This is a genomic window from Borrelia puertoricensis (assembly GCF_023035875.1).
Lineage (GTDB): Bacteria > Spirochaetota > Spirochaetia > Borreliales > Borreliaceae > Borrelia > Borrelia puertoricensis.
On sequence record NZ_CP075399.1, the window covers coordinates 1 to 17,648 of the forward strand.

Sequence of the window (17,648 nt, forward strand, 5' to 3'; positions counted from 1 at the left end):
ATTTAATTTTTATTAGTATAACATATATTGTTATTATTACCTCCTTCCCCCATCTCATACAATACAAACAAGTAAAAACCATTTTTTATTCCTTAAGAACATGTTACAATTTCTTACACACACAATGAAAAATTCAATTCTTATATCACTACACTTATTAATAATATATACCCATGCATGGAGTGAAAAATTTAATAATGAAAATATAAAACCACTACAAATAGGTATCGTTCAACACAATTATATAAATTTAACTCCTTATAATCAACATCACAAATATTACGCTTTCATTGGAATAACCATGACTTACAATGAATGGATTGATTTCAATATCATCCCCATTCACTTTTATCCCCACGATCCAACTTTATTCTCAAGTGTCTATTTTACTCTATCTATTTCTCTTTATATACTGAAATATCAAATACACATATATTCTTTTATTATCAATATCTTAGTAGGTACTCAATTACCTATAGCTCTTAGAGCTTCCATTATTACTGGTAACAATATTTCTGCTTTCCTTTTCCCTGCATTGCCTTTTGTCTCTATTAAACTTAGCATTCCAATTACTAATTTATTCTCTATCCTCTCTATATTTTCTTCTTCTCTACGTGAGTATTTTTTAGTCGATATAGCTATTACATTTCCTATCTAATTATAACAATACTGACCATTTTTAATAAGCATTTCCTTTTAACAAAACTAAGAATATTCATTCTTCTAAATTAAGTTTCTTAAACCCTTCTGGAATAAGCACAACATCAATACCTGAATTTAATGATTTCTTAATCGCATGCCTCAAACTAAAATTATTTACAATTGCCCCCATATCATACGCATCTGTCATGATAATACTAAAGATATTCAGATTATGTCTTATAATATCTACAATATCTTTTGACATACTACTTACATCTCCAGAAATCTTAGGAACAAGTACATGCCCAAGCATAATAAATTTTGCTTCCTTTCCAAAAAGAAATGGTATAAAATTATTTACCATTAAAAAATTTTTACTATAAGGTAATAAGGCCAAATCTTTATGGGTATCTACTTTTGTGCCTCCAAGTCCAGGAAAGTGTTTAACTACAGCAAAAACACCTTCCCTTTGTATCCCATCAATAAATGCCTCTACCATAAGACCAATATTATAAGATAAATACCCAAAAGTTCTGCTACCTAAGGGGCTATTTGGAGCAAATTTAGCATCTGCTACAGGTGCCATATTTACATTGATACCAAGTCGTCTAAGCTGTTTACCAAGAATTTCTCCAATCTTATATGCAAGCTGAGAATCTCCAGTCTTCCCAACAGATTCCATAGCAGGAAAATTATAAACTCCCAATTTTTTATTCTCACTAGCTCTACTAACCAGTCCTCCTTCTTCATCAACAGCAATCAATATATCAGAACCAAGATGTCTCTGTATCTCTTTAATCAACTCTTTGGTTTGTTGTGCATCCTTAAAATTCTCTCTAAATAAAATAATTCCTACTGGATTTATCTCTCTTATTTTATCAAGTTCTTCTTTACTTAGTGCTTGCACAGCACTAGGATTAGCAACATTCCTAATGCCAATAAAAAAACAACGTTCCCTCAAAAAGTTCTTAACATTAACTCTTCCTAAAAATTCATCAATATCTACAAGATCAAATTTATCATTTTCAAAATAATCATAATCTATATCAGGAATGGACCCTAGTAAAATCAAACTAGACAATAAAAGGCCAAATAACACAAATTTAAACATCCCACTTACCTCTCCTAAATACCAAATCATATTTATTCTTCAATGAATTATTAAGAGCATTATTTAAATATCTAGCAATATCAGAAATATTGCCCATAAATTTATCATTCATGTAATTACTCATAATAAGAGTATCAATAAATAATTTTGCGGGCAAAAACCTCTCTTCTCTATTGACCTCAAAAATTAATGGGTTATTTACTATTCTTATAGCTTCCCAAGTTATTTGCTCAATTGCAGTATATCTACCAAACTCTTTATCCTGTTCAATAATTCTCATAGGCATATCTGATATTATTCTATCTATATTTTCTATCAAATATTCTAAATTAAAAAGACCTGTAGCACAATTAAACAAAATCCTATCACCTCTACATTCAGCTTCAAAGACAGCTTCTTTAGAAATAACACTACCAATATCAACACAAGTTAAATGATTATCATCATCCAAGACTAAAACCCCACCTTTTGTATCTAGTGGTGTTTTAACACTAAATTCAAAACCAGAAGAACTATTAGTGATAGCCATTATTGCAAGAGTACATAAATTAACAGTAAAACCAATATTATCAACATTACCAATATACACAAATTTTTTTCCAAAATTATAAAGTTTAAAATAAATATCTCTTAAAACTTTAAAATTTTGTCCATGACCAGCGGGTAAAGCCAAAAAAGTTCTCTTGCCATTAGTACAATAGCTAAAATATTCATATTGACCATCATCTAATTTATTATAACAATACACCAAAGGCTGAATCGCTGTCAAAATATCTGAACTTTGCAAACCACAAGAATTTAAATCTTTAATCAAATTATCATCAAAAATATTATCTAAAAAATTAAAAATCGGTTTATAAGTCCTAAAACTTGTCATCTGAAAAATCGAAGGCTTAATACTCTCACCATAAAGCTCACAATATCTCTTAGAAAGAACTAAAAGATGTCGCATTTTTAATGCTAAAAATGAAAATCCATAACTACCATCACTATTAACATATGCAGGTGTTATTCCCTTTGGCAAATGCCCAAACAACCTCCTAGCTTCAAATATTTTATCTGCATATAAAGAATACAATTCCTCATTAAAATCGTTATTTTTCAGTATATCAAAATAACTAGTCGCAGAACCACCATTTAAAATACCAAATGAGAGATAAGGATAAAGCAATAATCCTAGTCTCTCCAGATCATCACCAGTAAAAACATAAAAATTATTTTCTGATGATCCTGAAAATTTTGTAAAATCATCAATATATTTTTTCAAATTATGTTCAACAAGTTCCTTCTTAAACTTTAATTTAACAGAATTATTAGAAATACTTAAAATACTACCATGACTCTCATCGGGAAAATTATTAACAGATATGCTTAAAGTTTTAAGTTTGCCCATATTAAGCATATCAAGCATTTTTTTAGAAAAAACTTCATCGATTACTTCACACATAACAAAACCTCATTTAAGACAAGGTAAACAACAATTAACATATTATAAGAAGAGCAATAAATAATGTCTATTGTAATAGAATATGTTACTATAATCATAGTACTACAAATAAAGACAAATATTAAATAAAATATACTAATGAAAATGATTAATATTTTACATGTCTAAATTAAAATTAAATAAATTAAAAACCAAAGCCTTAGATTTTAACCTAAGGCTTACCTATTATTAAGGATTTGCAGGAACAGTTGCCTCATTTTTAATAAGATTAAACTCAGCATCGTAATTAACATTTACAATAGCTGCTCTATAAATATTATCAAGAGAAGACTTACTAAACGCCTCTTTAATATGCAATGAGTAAGCAGCATTAAAAGTATCGAATTTTTTTTTGTACCTGCTGTTTTAAATGTTTATATCTAATAACATCTATAGCATCTATAGCATCTAAAGCTTCTGATTGTGCCTTAACAGAATTTAAATGAACTCCTGCAATTTGTTTAAGCTTATCAAAACCTAACTTACCTAACAAGAGAAAAATTTCCTCAGGACTCTCATAAGTCTTGTAACCTTCTCTCTTACCAATCACAGGATTCGTCACTGCAGCTGATATATACCGCATTACTGACGATTCATCCATAGGAACACCTTCTTTATCTGCTAAAAACTTTGCAATCTCTTTAAGGGATTTAGCATCATCTATAACCTCAATAAACTTAGTAACATAATCATCACCTATAACATTAACATACACATCATTATGAATTAACTCATTAAATAACCCTTTTAAATGCACCTGATAGTCTTTTTTGTAATTATCTAACCTCACTAGAAGATTCCCTGAAAATGGATCCACATGAATATCCTTGACAGATACCACAGCCTCTTCTTGCTTTTTTTGAATCTCTAAATAAACTGTTATCATTTCCTCAACCTTAGCAATACCTAAATTATTTAACAAACTAGAAAACTCAGAATCAGTATACGTCCTGTAATTTTTACCACTACCAATATTAGGATTAGTGACTATACTTCGTATAGTCCGCACTGCTGCTTGTTCTTTACTCAATATTCCAGATGGATTTAGCAATTCATCAAGACTATGCCTTGGTTTTATTCCAAAACCATTACCATGGATAGTTCCATGTAAATCCCCCTGGGGTTTGTCTAAAGATTTCAAACCACAACTTACAACTAGCAATAAAATTAATAAAACATTATGACATACTTCCTTAATCATTAAATATCTCCTTTTTAAGCTTAAATGAAATTATTACCATATAAAACCTAATATAATTATATTATATTAATACTATCTAATCTCCAAACGTTCACCACAAACTTACCTTAAAGATTAATTCTTAAATATTAATTTTTAACATTTTTTACCTACATAAATTAAAACAAGAAGCCCTAGAATTAACATCTAAGGCTTAATTACTCTTCTTAAGTATTAGTTTACTTAATCTGATAAAAGGATCTTAGCATCTTCTTGCACCGTCAATCTATCTCTCAATATTTGAAATTGCCTTTCTGAAATCTTTTCTACAGTAATTCAAGCATAATTTAGTACTTAAATATTTTTGCATGGAAAGTCTATAATCTTTCTAAGTTTCTCACCAAACAATTTACTGAAAAAAGTTACAACTTTTTAATAGAATACGTCTTGTAACCTTCATCAAAACCAATCAATAGTTATATAATAAATATATATTGTAAAACAATTATTGTACCATAATAGAACCTCACACCTACACACATTAAAACTTAATTAAAAAGCAATCCTTCTATCAATGCTATCTTCATTACACCGGATACTGCAATAAATTCTATGATGAATTCGATCATTGTTCCCGGAACCGTTTCCTCATCAGTTACTATCATCCCATCTCAAGCCATAAATCTATAATAAATATTGCTATATCATATTTTAGTTTTCTCTCATATCTGTAATAGGTTATGTCCAACCAATAAAAAGCCCTAATTTTTTAAGATCACAAAAAGAGATAAAAATTACCTAAAATCAAGAATGATACTTAAAAAAAATATGACTTCAATCTATACTCTTAAGACTTATCCCAAATTAAAGTAAATGTAAATCTTCATACATATAAAACGGTTATTCAATTAATTAATGTTATTGCTTATTAATTTTGATTAACATGTATACCCAAAATTAATAAATAAACTTTACACATATTTATCTAAATTAAAGGCAATATCAAAATGTTATATCAAATAATTACACAAAAACTATATTTCTTAAAAGAAATCAAACATATTAAATATCTATTTAACAAATCATATAAGTTCATCAATACTGCTAAAGATAAAAATGCAAACCAAACAGCATATCTAACACTTAAAAATCTTGTATTTCTTATTTAAGGAGAAAAACAATTTATATCAACACTAAGTATCATAGCTCGTTTAAATACTTTCAATATGATATTTACATATGCTTAACAATTGAATAAGTACTAATAATTAAACTTAAATATCATTCCAATTGCTAAACCTTAAAATCTTACATACTTACTAAAAATAGCAATTTATCATCCCAGTCAATAGCTATAAAAAATCTAATCCCATATCACAAAAAATTATTACAAAAATTGCAGCAGCTATAGGAATAAAATATCAAAATAAAGATGAACTTGAAAAACACTATCCTCTTCCTCTTAATACCAGAAATACCATAAAACTTTAGCATTCTTAACTTAAATATAATTAAACTATATTATTTGTTATTTTCAAAAACATCATGTGTATGAGATTCTCTTAAAGAAGCAGAGCTTATTTTTACAAATTTAGCGTTTGTCTTTAATTCTAATATTGTTCCTACTCCCAAGTAACCCATCCCAGACATTAAACCTCCCTTTAATTGAAATATAATGTCTTTTAATTTCCCAACATAAGGAACCATTCCTTCAATGCCTTCAGGAATCAATTTTCCAGGGGATTCTTTATTTTCAAATTGGAAATATCTTGATTTGGAGCCTCTAGCCATAGCAGAAAGAGATCCCATACCGACATAAACTTTAAATTTTTTTCCATTATAAATTATTTCCTCTGAAGGAGATTCATGAGCACCAGCAAAGAGATTTCCCATCATCACACTATCAGCTCCAGCTGCAATTGCTTTAACTATATCTCCTGAAAATCTAATTCCACCATCTGCTATAATACAAGTATTTGTATGTTTACAAGCCTCAAAAACATCATGAATTGCAGTTACCTGCGGTACTCCAACTCCTGCAACTATTCTTGTTGTACATATGCTTCCTGGACCTATTCCAACCTTCAAACAGTCTGCTCCTACATCAAGTAAATCAAGGGCTGCTTCCTTAGTTACTATATTACCTGCAATAACATCCAAATTTGGATACTTATTTTTAATTTTCCTTACAAGCTCAATTACTCTTGTAGAATGTCCATGTGCAGAATCAATAGCAATTACATCAACATCCGCTTTGACTAATTCTTCAACACGCTCTAAAGTATCAACATCAATAGAAACAGCTGCTCCTACTCTTAGCCTATTTTTCACATCTTTGCATGCATTAGGAAAATACTCTTGATGCTCCACATGATCTATGTCTTTACAGGTTATTAATCCCCTTAAATTGTTTGCCTCATCAACAATAAGTAGCTTTTCTATCTTATGTCTAAATAATATTTCTTTAGCTTCTGTTAACGTTATATCTTCTTTTGCTGTAATTAATTTTTTTGTCATTGCATTTATTACAGGAACATTATTATCTGTAATATATTTTATGTCCCTATTAGTTACTAGACCTAATATTTTACCTGTTTTATCTGTAACAGGCAATGCAGAGATCTTATGATTTGCAATCAATATCTTAGCTTCCTGTACATTTGCATTCTCATCAATAGTGATAGGATTTTTTATAATTCCGGTCCGGTGATAAACCTTTACTATTTCTACTTCTTTTCTTTGAGCTTCAATGGTGAGATTTTTATGTATAATTCCTATTCCACCCTCTTTAGCCATAGCTATTGCCATTCGGCTTTCTGTAACCGTATCCATGGCTGAGCTTAAAAAAGGTATATTTAAAGATATATTCTTTGTTAACTTTGTTTTTAAATCAACATCACTGGGTAATACAGATGATTTTCTAGGAATTAAAGAAACATCATCAAAAGTCAAAGCTTCTTTTACTATTTTCTCTATCAATCACTTCTCCTTATTTTTATTATTCCCACTCTATTGTCGCTGGGGGCTTAGAAGAAATGTCATAACAAACTCTATTTATACCTCTGACTTCATTAATTATTCTTGAAGAAACTTTTCTTAAAAAATCATAAGGTAATTCAACCCAATTAGCAGTCATAAAGTCTAAAGTATTAACACATCGAATAACAGCTGTATATTCATATGTTCTGTTATCCCCCATCACTCCAACAGATTTTACAGGCAACAAAACTACAAATGCTTGCCTTATCTTATAATATAAATTATTTGCCAAAAGCTCCTCTATTAAAATACTATCAGCTCCCTGAAGAATATTAATTTTTTCTTGAGAGATTTCACCAAGTATTCTTATTGCCAATCCTGGACCTGGAAATGGATGCCTATAAAGAGCATTCTCTTTAATCCCTAATTGAATTCCTAATTGGATTACTTCATCTTTAAAAAGCTCTCTTAACGGTTCTAAAAGTTTTAATCCAATTTTTTCTGGAAGTCCCCCTACATTATGATGTGATTTGATATGTGATGAAAAAACATTATTCCCCGATTCAGACTCAATTACATCTGAATAAATCGTTCCTTGTGCCAAAAATTCTACATCTTTGGCTTCTAAGGCTACCTTTTCAAAAATTTCTACAAATGTCTTTCCTATGATTTTTCTTTTCTCTTCAGGTTCATCTATATTTTCTAAATTTTTCAAAAATATTGAAGAAGAATCAACATATTTTATGTTTAAATTGTACTGTCTACCAAGTTCTAATATATCCCTAACTTCATTTTTGCGTAACAAACCAGTATCGATAAAAACACAGATTAAATTATTTTTTATTGCATTATTAATAAGTAATGCACATACTAAAGAATCTGTTCCACCAGAAAGTCCCAAAATTACTTTCTTATCATCTACTTGAAGTCTTATTTTTTTCACAAAATCATCTATGCTATTACTTAAATTCCAGTTCACCTGAGCTTGACAAATTTTAAAAACAAAATTTTTAAGTATTTGATTACCAACCTCTGAACAAGTTACCTCTGGATGAAATTGTAACCCATAAATTTTTTGCTCTTCATTAAATACAGAAGCAATACAAGTTTCAGTATAAGCTATTTGTTTAAAATTGCTTGGAACCTTTTCAATATTGTCTCCATGACTCATCATTACTTTTAACTTATTGGAAAGACCAAAAAATAAATTAGATTGATCATCTTCGACAAATAGTTCGGTATTACCAAATTCTTGCTTATCGCATTTGGCAATTACGCCCCCAAACAATTTAATGATTAGCTGCATTCCATAACATATTCCTAAAATTGGTACACCCAAGTTAAAAATATTAATGTCCACAGTAGGAGCTTCGTCAAGATAAACAGAAGCAGGTCCTCCGCTTAAAATTATCCCCACAGGATACATATCCTTAATCTCTTCTGCAGAAATAGAATATGCAATGATTATTGTATAAACACCCATCTCTCTAATTTTTCTTGCAATCAATTGACTATACTGAGAGCCAAAATCTAATACAATCACCGCATTATTATTCACTATAAATTCCTTAAAAATTTAGTTTTACTAATAAACTTAAAAAAAGATAATCTCATCAACTTTAACAATCAAACCAACTAACTATGCAATGTATTAACAAGACAAGACAAAATTTATATCTATAATTCTATAATCCTTAAACAAGGATAGCCAAGAACTCACTTGCCTTATCAATCTATTCCAAATATACAAGCCAATAAGCTCATTAACTATTAATTAGTATAAGATATCTTATACTAACATCCTGTTATAAACAACTCTATGTTAACTAACTTAGAAAGTTAAACTACTACTATTCATAACCATCAAATGACCTAATAATTAGAGTAATTTTAAGAGCTCCTGTACCATTTTAGCTGCATTCACTGTTGCCAACTTAAGAAATTCGTTGTATTCAACTTCATTGCCCTCATTGTTTACAATATCAGATATAGACCTAATAACTATAAAAGGAACATTAAAGACATGAGCAACATGTCCCAATGCGGCACCCTCCATCTCTACAGCTACAACATCCTCAAAGTTTGCCACAATCTTTGTCAAATAAACTGGATCAATAAATTGATCTCCTGTTAATATTAATCCTGAATATCCATTAACACCTTTAAGATTTGTTTTAATAGCTTTTAAAGCTTTCTCAAGCAAATTTCTATCACTACTAAATTTCTGAGGTAATTCTGGCACCTGTCCAACTCTATGTCCAAATTTAACCAAATCAAAATCATGATAAGCCACCTCTGAAGATACTACTATGTCTCCCACCTTAAGATTACTTACCTTAGGGTTAACAACACCACCAGCAACCCCACAATTAATTACATGAGTTATATTATATTTTGAGAAAAGATAACTGGTCCATAAACTTGTATTTACCTTTCCAATACCCACAACAGCAGAAATAACATTTCGATTAGATATCTTGCCTTTAACAATTTTTTTATTAAGCCCATAATCCTTCAATACTATCTCTTCTCTACGAGACATAAACTTATTTAGTTCAACAGCTTCAGCATCCATAGCAAACACTACTAAAATATTGCTATTTTTATTAGAAATAGCATATCCATTGAAACAAACTAATAAAAAAATTAATAATTTTAATACCAAATATTTATAATTACACATAAATGAAAAAATCCTCCATTACTATTACTTTACAAAAATCGCTGATAACTGTAATATTTAACACTATTTCTTAATTTTTCAATCAAAATTTTACCTTTTTTTTCAAAAATTGTCTTTAAAATAAGAATTACATTAAATACAATGCAAATCAATAAAGAAACTACAAACCTTATACTCTAGAAAGATATAAACTAAATATATCGGTATTAAAATTTTTTGAATTTAAATATATTATATATAGAGAATATTGCAGTAACATATTATAAAAAATAACTATCTTAAAGGACAAATAATGAATTTATTACTAATTAAAGCAAATTATATCGATATTTTAAATAAAGAAATTTACCCTTCTCATATAACAATAAAAAATGGCACCATTTTCAACATAGAAAGAACCAATGAATCTTTAAAAGACTATGTATTACCAGGATTTATTGATTCTCACATACATATAGAAAGTTCATTACTTATTCCATCACATTTTGCTCATTTAGTAGTTCAACATGGCACCGTATCTACGATAAGCGATCCCCATGAAATAGCAAATGTCAATGGTATTGATGGTATTAATTTCATGATAAACAACTCCAATAAAATTGATTTCAAAATTTTTTTTGGTGCACCCTCTTGTGTTCCAGCCTTGCCCTTAGAAATTGAAACCTCCGGTCACGTCTTGGATGATCAAGATGTAGATAAGCTACTGGAACTAGATAATATCTATTATCTAGCTGAAGTGATGAATTGCCCTGGTGTACTCAATAGAGACCTTAAAGTAATGAACAAAATTCACTCTGCTTTGAAGCGTAAAAAAGTTGTCGACGGACACGCACCCGGTTTATCACAGGAATCAGTTTTAAAGTACGCATCTGCAGGAATTAGTACCGATCATGAATGTTCAACAATAGAAGATGCACGATATAAGTTATCTTTAGGCATGAAAATCTTAATTAGAGAAGGCAGCGCTGCTAAAAATTTTGAAGCTTTACACCCTCTAATTAGTGAAGGTTCAGGAAAATACCTAGATCATTTAATGTTTTGTTATGATGACGCACATCCTGATATCCTGCTTAACGGGCATATAAACTTAATGGTTGCACGTGCCATAGAATATGGTCATGATTTTTTCGATGTTTTGAAAATAGCTTGTATTAACCCTGTTATGCACTATAAAATTCCAGTTGGATTACTACGAATTGGGGATCCTGCTGATTTTATTATCACTAAAGATCTAAAAACATTTAAAGTAGACAAAACTTATATAAATGGTAAATTAGTATTTAGTGATGATAAATCATATATCCCACTACTAAATGAAAACCCTATCAATAATTTCAACTGTAGCAAAAAGTCAATTGGAGACTTTAAATTTTTTACACAAAATAAAACTATACCAACAATTAATTGCATTAATAATCAAATTATCACTAATAAAACCATGACTGATAGTAATCTATTAGCACCAAACTTTGAATCAAACATCAGCAAAGACATTTTAAAAATAGCAGTAATAAATCGATACAATAATCACAACAAAATATCGACAGGTTTTATAAAAAATTTTGGACTCAAAAATGGAGCTATTGGAAGCACAGTCGCTCACGACTCTCACAATATCATAATTCTTGGTACTAGTGATGAATATTTATGCAAAGCAGCAAATCTTATTATTGAGAACAAAGGGGGTTTATGTGCTTTAAATAATCAAGATACCTTAATATTAAAACTGCCAATTGCGGGTTTGATGAGCATGAGCCCACCCAAGGAAGTTGCTTTAAAATATATTCAATTAAATAATTTTTGTAGGAATATTTTAGGTTCTAACTTAGATTTTCCGTTAATGACATTATCTTTCATGTCATTAACGGTAATTCCTCACTTAAAAATAAATGACAAAGGACTGTTTGATGTTGACTCTTTTTCATTTTTAAAATTCTAGACTAACCAAACAAAAAAACAATACTATAAAACAAGGAAAAGACTGTCATGAGAGCTAATAATCTCTACTCCTATAATATTAAGTTACCTAAATTGACAACTAAATCTCCCATTTATGGTTAAATTATCGAATAAACAATGTTTACAGCATCACTACAAACATTAGTAAATAATAAAGAATCAAAAACAACAACAAAAAAAACAAGTGAGGCATGCAATTTCTACATCAATCCTTGAAAAATAATTTTATAAATTCAACAAAAATCTATTATAATCAATCTCAACAGACATCAATTCCAAAAGCTCAGCAACCAACATTCTAACTTTTTCCATTTGTTCTATTAAAAACTTAAATTGTTGATTCATGAAATGATTAAACTCTTTTAACATAAACTCTGTTCCTTCAAAATGCCTATTAAAAAAATCAATAATTTCAAATACTCCAGCATTCCACATCTTCTTTAGAGACAAAATCCATTCAAGATTTGATTTAATATAATCTAAATCTCTAATAGACATAGACAGCAATATATCTCTTTTAAGATTTATATTTTCAATTAAATATTCAAGCTTTAATTGATATTCACAAGATACCACACTAAAAATGCAGTTTAAGAGATCAACAATTCCACTAAGATTTATTTTAGCAAAACATGCACCTAATTCTTCAAACTTACGCTCATCATAATCAAGTGATGCATAAAATCTTCTTCTATACATTCTGGTGCATTCCGAATCAGAACATACCAAAACAAATTCATCTTCCCTACAGATAATGTAACTAAAAGGTAAACCATAAAAATCATGAGGTTCACTCATGATTTTTAATTCAGAAAATTTGATCTTGTCAATTTCTCTAGACATCAAATCAAGTATTTCTAATCGCAAATTAAAGATTGTTTCATCTGAAGAAGTCTTTTTCTTCACTTTTACCTTAACAGTATTTTTAACAAGATTACTACTTCTAGTTTTTTTAACTCCAACGCTCTTTGAAACATACTTCCCATGTCCCTTAACATTACAAGCTATAAGTACAAAACCTACAATTGACAAGACAAACAAATATTCCTTCATAAAAATTCCCCTTGTCATTAAAGTGATAATATTACACCAAATACAAATTAATATTAATTAATAAATTATACAATATATCAAATTAGATTTAAATATAGAATAAAAACCTTCAAAATTGTTATAATAAAAAAGATCTAATAAATTAAAAAGAAAAACTTATAACCAGCTTTAAACAGTGACATTAACTTAATATACTATGCAAATCAAAAATTAACAAAATATATTTACTTATATACAAGTCAAAAAGACAACAAATATTCGGTCTATTGCAAATAATTTAATTTTTTATTCTAGTAATAATTTTTTATGCTCCTACTCAGAATAAATTAACGTTTTAATGTTAATTTGAAAAAATGTATCTATCAATGATAATAATCAAATCAATGAGATTATAAACCAGTAAACCTAAGAGAAAAGTAATAAAACTATAAACCATTGATATACCTATAAAATTATTAAATTCGACTCCATAAATCATGAGCTAGAAATAAAAGATAACAGATAAACACACTAAGAAATATTTGATCTCAGATATAATTAAGTTCTTTGAAAAATAGGAACACAATAATTTATAAATACAGTAAAATAAAAAACTCAATAAAGTAGCTAATACATATTCAATAATAGTCAATACAAATTGAAACCTATCTGAATAATAAACAAATTACCTTATTGGATTATAACAATAGGGGCAAACAATTTAATGAGAAAATACTAACTTTAAAATAAAAATACAAAATAATAAAAGTATGGTGGGAGCAATTTTTACACTTTCTTTGGTAAATAAACTATGCAATACATTTATAATAACATAAAAAATTATACCAATTCCTATTCCTGAAGCTATACTATAAGTCAAAGGAATCAAAAACAATATCAAAAAACTGGGAATAGCTTCTCTCATATTTGAAAAATCTATATTCTTTATTTCTTTACACATAAAAAATCCCACATATATTAAAGCAGCCGAAGTTGCACTAGAAGGAACAGCAATAAATAAAGGTGCAAAAAATACTGCCAATAAAAATAAAATACCTGTCACAACTGATGTCAAACCTGTTTTTCCACCCTCAGCTATACCTGTAGCACTCTCGACATAAGTAGTTACAGGAGAGACACCCATAACTGCTCCAAAAGTGGTCGAAATAGCATCAACTAGTAATATTTTACTAGCATTACGTATCTTACCAGTATTGTCAGTCAAATCTCCCTTTGAAGCAACACCTACCAAGGTTCCAACAGTATCAAATAGATCATTAAATAACAAAATAAATACTATAAAAACAAAATTCCAAAAATTTTCACCTAGAATATAAGAAAAGTTTAATTTATTAAATATAGGCGAAATTGATTCATATCTTAAAACACCATCCGGCAATCTAATTCCTATACTCACAGCAGCTTCTCTATCAAAAAGCGCATAACACCATGCCATTAAAGTAGTTATACAAATTGATAATAACATACTGCCCCTAATCATTTTAAGTTCAAAAATAACTATGGCAATAATACCTAACAAGGTAAATAAAACCTTTAAATTTATAAGATTTCCAAGACCAATTAATGTAGCTTCGTTCCTAACAATTATTTCACTATTTACAAAACCAATAAAGGCAATAAATAATCCTATCCCAACAGTGATAGCAGATCTTAAATTCACCGGCATAGCATTTACAATGCTCTCACGTGCCCTAGACAAAGATAAAATAATAAAAATAACACCTTCAACAAAAACCGCTCCCAAAGCTACTTCCCAAGGTATATTCATACCTTTAACAACAGAAAATGCAAAAAATGCATTAATGCCCATTCCAGAAGCCAATGCCAAAGGAGTATTAGTAAAAACCCCCATAAAAATAGTAGCAAACCCAGCCGTTAAACATGTCGCTGTTACTAATGCTCCCAAAGGCATACCTGCACTAGAAAGTATATAAGGATTAACAACTATTATATACGCCATGCTTAAAAATGTTGTAAGCCCAGCTATAAACTCTGTCTTATAATCAAGACTATTATTTTTAATCTGTGATATTAATGTCTCTCTACCTTTACTCAAAAAATAATACCTCCTTCCAGACAATTTTCATTGTATAAAAAACCCAAAATTAATACTATTATCACTAATAATTAGCACTAATATCATAAAAAACAAACGAAAATGACATCAAAAAAAAATATGCACAGATTTAAAATCTAAACTAACTAAATGAAATTACATTCCCTTAGAACTCGTATCCTCGTATCATACATTATGAGCTAATCTTATTATTTTGAAGTAAAATATCTTCACTATCTGGCCAATGTGAAAAAACAATGGTCTTAAGAACTTTACCAGAACTGTTTACGATAAAAAATTTTCCTGTTTTAATAAGCTCTAAGTACACTTTTAAAGAAACATCCTTACCAACACTAAAGAAAGTTTGAATATATTCATCTCCAATTCTTTTATAACGCCCAAGTAGAAACGAAGCCACTATGTCATTACCACATTGCAAAAACAGTGGTTCCTTATATCTTAAATTAAATTTGTCAGAAATAGTAAAATAATGCCTTAAAGAAACCTTATTTCCATCAAAAATTAATCTAACATATTTCGAATTTCTACCTAACCCATGAATGTCCTTAAACTCAATAGTTGTACAAGAAAACATTAAAAAAACAAAACAGTAAAATATAATATACCTATTAGAAAATTTTGTCATAAACCTACTATAAATTTTTACACAAGAACATAATTTACTACAAAATATTATTCTCAAGAGCATATCTTAGAGTATCTCGGGTACTCTCAAAGTCAACATCAATAAATTTAGCATCATATTCAAAAGTCCCTCTAGTCCACACTTGATAAGAATTATCATCTAAAACAAAAGATAAGCTTTTATAAGGCTTAAGAGCCCTTAAGATAAGATCAGCATTACTTTTATCAATATCAACATATAAGAACCTGAAATTCCCAATGCCAACCACCTTAGAAATATTAACATCACCAATATAGTTATCATCTTGAATTAATTTTAAATAACCACTATCAAAGTTTAACTTCGAATCCAAAACAACATTCAAAAACACAGAAAAATCATTAGTTAATTTATCCCTTTTTATATAGATTTGACTATTTGGATAAAAATAAAGGAAGTAATCAGCTCTCTCAATTTTGTCAAATTTTTCATCTAAAAAATCATGTACATTTAAGGTTTTACATGAAAAAAAAAACAAAACAAATAAGAAAAAACTATATCTCATAATTGAATTATATTATACAATATTAGAAGGAGAATGTTTATATTGAATGAAATCTAATAATTTTAGCTCGTATATTAAAGCCCCTTATGTTTATTCTGATTATATAATTTCAAAATATGCTGTATTACTAATCCCAGTACCAATCATAAAGATTGCCATAGGAGAAGGACTTAAAGTCTTTGAAATTTCATTTAAAGACAAATACAAAAATTTTGCCGGATACATTAAACCAAACAAAAAAACTATATATATAAACGAAACAATGAATCTACAAAATAAAAGATTTGCAATAGCACAACAACTCGGTCATTATTTAATGCATAAATATCAAGTTTTTAATCCATCAAAGAGAACAGATACAATTAATACTCAAAATAACCAAATGACAATAGAAGCCAACATATTTGCAGCAAACTTATTAATCCCAACTACTACTTTAAAACTAAAAGTATTTCAATACAAATCTATAAAATCTCCGCAAAAAGTAATGGCAAAAGAATTTCAAGTATCTGAAAATATAATACACTTTAAATTAAGCATGCTTAACGAGATTCACAGACTTGAGAAAGAAAACAAAATACAAAAGAAACTAAAAGTTAAGCAAATAGATAGAGCAAGGGCTAAAGAGCTTTTACTGCAAAATGTAGATAAGCTAAAAGAATCAATAGCTATAGATTTAGAAAAAAGAGAAAACACAAGAAAAGAAAGCATAAAAAAAATCTTCGAAGAACTAGAGTAAATAACTTATTGCTTGGAAAAGCTTTTAAGTATGTTTTCCAGCTTTCGTCTAGCAGAAATTAAAGCATTCTTATCTTGAATAAGTATATCTAAAAAATCTTTTCTAAGCACAATCCAAGATCTATTATCAATATCTATTTTATGATAAGGAAAATTTATTCTTAAAGGAAATTTTTCTTGAATATTATGATCATCTAAATACATCAAAACCTCGGATTTAAAAGATAAACCTTGAACCACACTATAAGCTAAGATAACTTTATATAATCTTTTATTATACAAATAAAGACTCTTAATATATGCAATATTATTATTATAACTAGACTCAGAAATATAAACTGAATCCTTTTGTTCACCTTTCAAAATATCAAAACTACACTTAGAATCATTAAAATTTGTATACCTACTTAGATCAGATTTTGAAATTCTAAGTTCAGGATACATCATCAAAGCTTTTAAAGTTAATAAATCTAAATTATCTCCCTCTCCAGATTCATCCATTAAAATTGTGGAACAACTTAGTAAAAATATAAAAATATAAAATACAAAAAAATTTAAAAATATACGCATA

At 28.5% G+C, this 17,648-nt stretch carries 15 protein-coding genes; 3 read left to right on the forward strand and 12 right to left on the reverse strand.

Features of this window, described 5'->3' with window-relative positions; all coding sequences use genetic code 11:
• Positions 1-124 precede the first annotated feature (124 nt).
• Positions 125-658 carry a hypothetical protein gene (locus tag bpuSUM_RS09075; RefSeq protein WP_247067671.1) on the forward strand — a complete coding sequence of 178 codons (534 nt, stop codon included), beginning with the start codon at positions 125-127 and terminating at the stop codon, positions 656-658.
• A 57-nt stretch (positions 659-715) separates the two neighbouring features.
• On the opposite strand, the gene bpuSUM_RS09080 is transcribed toward bpuSUM_RS09075, so the two are convergent.
• The 7 genes from bpuSUM_RS09080 to bpuSUM_RS09105 all read right to left on the reverse strand — a co-directional run bounded on the left by bpuSUM_RS09080 (position 716) and on the right by bpuSUM_RS09105 (position 10,081).
• Positions 716-1,783: a glycoside hydrolase family 3 N-terminal domain-containing protein gene (locus bpuSUM_RS09080; protein WP_430644666.1), complete on the reverse strand. Its 1,068-nt coding sequence runs from the start codon at positions 1,781-1,783 to the stop codon at positions 716-718.
• Positions 1,746-3,200, reverse strand: coding sequence for a UTP--glucose-1-phosphate uridylyltransferase (locus bpuSUM_RS09085; RefSeq protein ID WP_247068138.1), 1,455 nt, complete (start codon positions 3,198-3,200; stop codon positions 1,746-1,748). The genes bpuSUM_RS09080 and bpuSUM_RS09085 overlap by 38 nt, the downstream gene beginning before the upstream one ends.
• A gap of 228 nt (positions 3,201-3,428) precedes the next feature.
• The gene (locus bpuSUM_RS09930) at positions 3,429-3,557 is read right to left on the reverse strand and encodes a hypothetical protein (RefSeq protein ID WP_283848873.1); all 129 of its coding nucleotides are present in this window, start codon (positions 3,555-3,557) and stop codon (positions 3,429-3,431) included.
• Positions 3,558-3,570: 13 nt separating this feature from the next.
• Positions 3,571-4,440, reverse strand: coding sequence for a BTA121 domain-containing protein surface lipoprotein (locus tag bpuSUM_RS09090; protein ID WP_247068139.1), 870 nt, complete (start codon positions 4,438-4,440; stop codon positions 3,571-3,573).
• Between the two features lie 1,500 nt (positions 4,441-5,940).
• Positions 5,941-7,398, reverse strand: coding sequence for an IMP dehydrogenase (gene guaB / locus bpuSUM_RS09095; RefSeq protein WP_247068141.1), 1,458 nt, complete (start codon positions 7,396-7,398; stop codon positions 5,941-5,943).
• 19 nt (positions 7,399-7,417) lie between these two features.
• Positions 7,418-8,956 (reverse strand): glutamine-hydrolyzing GMP synthase, encoded by a 1,539-nt coding sequence (gene guaA, locus bpuSUM_RS09100; RefSeq protein ID WP_247068143.1) that lies wholly within the window; start codon positions 8,954-8,956, stop codon positions 7,418-7,420.
• Between the two features lie 321 nt (positions 8,957-9,277).
• Positions 9,278-10,081: a 5'-methylthioadenosine/adenosylhomocysteine nucleosidase gene (locus bpuSUM_RS09105; protein ID WP_247068145.1), complete on the reverse strand. Its 804-nt coding sequence runs from the start codon at positions 10,079-10,081 to the stop codon at positions 9,278-9,280.
• 292 nt (positions 10,082-10,373) lie between these two features.
• Here bpuSUM_RS09105 and ade point away from each other — a divergent pair, with 292 nt between their 5' ends.
• Entirely contained in the window at positions 10,374-12,020 is a 1,647-nt protein-coding gene (gene ade / locus bpuSUM_RS09110) for an adenine deaminase (RefSeq protein ID WP_247068147.1), read from the forward strand.
• A gap of 245 nt (positions 12,021-12,265) precedes the next feature.
• Here the strand turns inward: ade and bpuSUM_RS09115 are convergent, their stop codons facing one another.
• The 4 genes from bpuSUM_RS09115 to bpuSUM_RS09130 all read right to left on the reverse strand — a co-directional run bounded on the left by bpuSUM_RS09115 (position 12,266) and on the right by bpuSUM_RS09130 (position 16,339).
• Complete coding sequence (locus bpuSUM_RS09115; RefSeq protein ID WP_247068149.1) at positions 12,266-13,093, reverse strand: virulence associated lipoprotein; 828 nt, start codon at positions 13,091-13,093, stop codon at positions 12,266-12,268.
• Between the two features lie 700 nt (positions 13,094-13,793).
• Complete coding sequence (locus bpuSUM_RS09120) at positions 13,794-15,149, reverse strand: NCS2 family permease (protein WP_247068151.1); 1,356 nt, start codon at positions 15,147-15,149, stop codon at positions 13,794-13,796.
• Between the two features lie 193 nt (positions 15,150-15,342).
• Positions 15,343-15,744 carry a hypothetical protein gene (locus bpuSUM_RS09125; protein WP_247068153.1) on the reverse strand — a complete coding sequence of 134 codons (402 nt, stop codon included), beginning with the start codon at positions 15,742-15,744 and terminating at the stop codon, positions 15,343-15,345.
• An 88-nt stretch (positions 15,745-15,832) separates the two neighbouring features.
• Positions 15,833-16,339 (reverse strand): hypothetical protein, encoded by a 507-nt coding sequence (locus bpuSUM_RS09130; RefSeq protein ID WP_247068154.1) that lies wholly within the window; start codon positions 16,337-16,339, stop codon positions 15,833-15,835.
• A gap of 46 nt (positions 16,340-16,385) precedes the next feature.
• Between bpuSUM_RS09130 and bpuSUM_RS09135 the strand changes: the two genes are divergently transcribed.
• Complete coding sequence (locus bpuSUM_RS09135) at positions 16,386-17,078, forward strand: ImmA/IrrE family metallo-endopeptidase (protein ID WP_247068182.1); 693 nt, start codon at positions 16,386-16,388, stop codon at positions 17,076-17,078.
• Between the two features lie 5 nt (positions 17,079-17,083).
• Here the strand turns inward: bpuSUM_RS09135 and bpuSUM_RS09140 are convergent, their stop codons facing one another.
• The gene (locus bpuSUM_RS09140; RefSeq protein WP_247068184.1) at positions 17,084-17,578 is read right to left on the reverse strand and encodes a hypothetical protein; all 495 of its coding nucleotides are present in this window, start codon (positions 17,576-17,578) and stop codon (positions 17,084-17,086) included.
• Positions 17,579-17,648 lie beyond the last annotated feature (70 nt).

What these genes read in the sequence shown, in the direction of transcription:
- bpuSUM_RS09105 (WP_247068145.1), bottom strand. Translation starts at nt 10,081, where the DNA reads ATGTGTAATTATAAATATTTGGTATTAAAATTATTAATTTTTTTATTA.
- bpuSUM_RS09080 (WP_430644666.1), bottom strand. Translation starts at nt 1,783, where the DNA reads ATGATTTGGTATTTAGGAGAGGTAAGTGGGATGTTTAAATTTGTGTTA.
- bpuSUM_RS09125 (WP_247068153.1), bottom strand. Translation starts at nt 15,744, where the DNA reads ATGTTTTCTTGTACAACTATTGAGTTTAAGGACATTCATGGGTTAGGT.
- bpuSUM_RS09130 (WP_247068154.1), bottom strand. Translation starts at nt 16,339, where the DNA reads ATGAGATATAGTTTTTTCTTATTTGTTTTGTTTTTTTTTTCATGTAAA.
- bpuSUM_RS09085 (WP_247068138.1), bottom strand. Translation starts at nt 3,200, where the DNA reads ATGTGTGAAGTAATCGATGAAGTTTTTTCTAAAAAAATGCTTGATATG.
- ade (WP_247068147.1), top strand. Translation starts at nt 10,374, where the DNA reads ATGAATTTATTACTAATTAAAGCAAATTATATCGATATTTTAAATAAA.
- bpuSUM_RS09075 (WP_247067671.1), top strand. Translation starts at nt 125, where the DNA reads ATGAAAAATTCAATTCTTATATCACTACACTTATTAATAATATATACC.
- bpuSUM_RS09140 (WP_247068184.1), bottom strand. Translation starts at nt 17,578, where the DNA reads ATGGATGAATCTGGAGAGGGAGATAATTTAGATTTATTAACTTTAAAA.
- bpuSUM_RS09135 (WP_247068182.1), top strand. Translation starts at nt 16,386, where the DNA reads ATGAAATCTAATAATTTTAGCTCGTATATTAAAGCCCCTTATGTTTAT.
- bpuSUM_RS09090 (WP_247068139.1), bottom strand. Translation starts at nt 4,440, where the DNA reads ATGATTAAGGAAGTATGTCATAATGTTTTATTAATTTTATTGCTAGTT.
- bpuSUM_RS09115 (WP_247068149.1), bottom strand. Translation starts at nt 13,093, where the DNA reads ATGAAGGAATATTTGTTTGTCTTGTCAATTGTAGGTTTTGTACTTATA.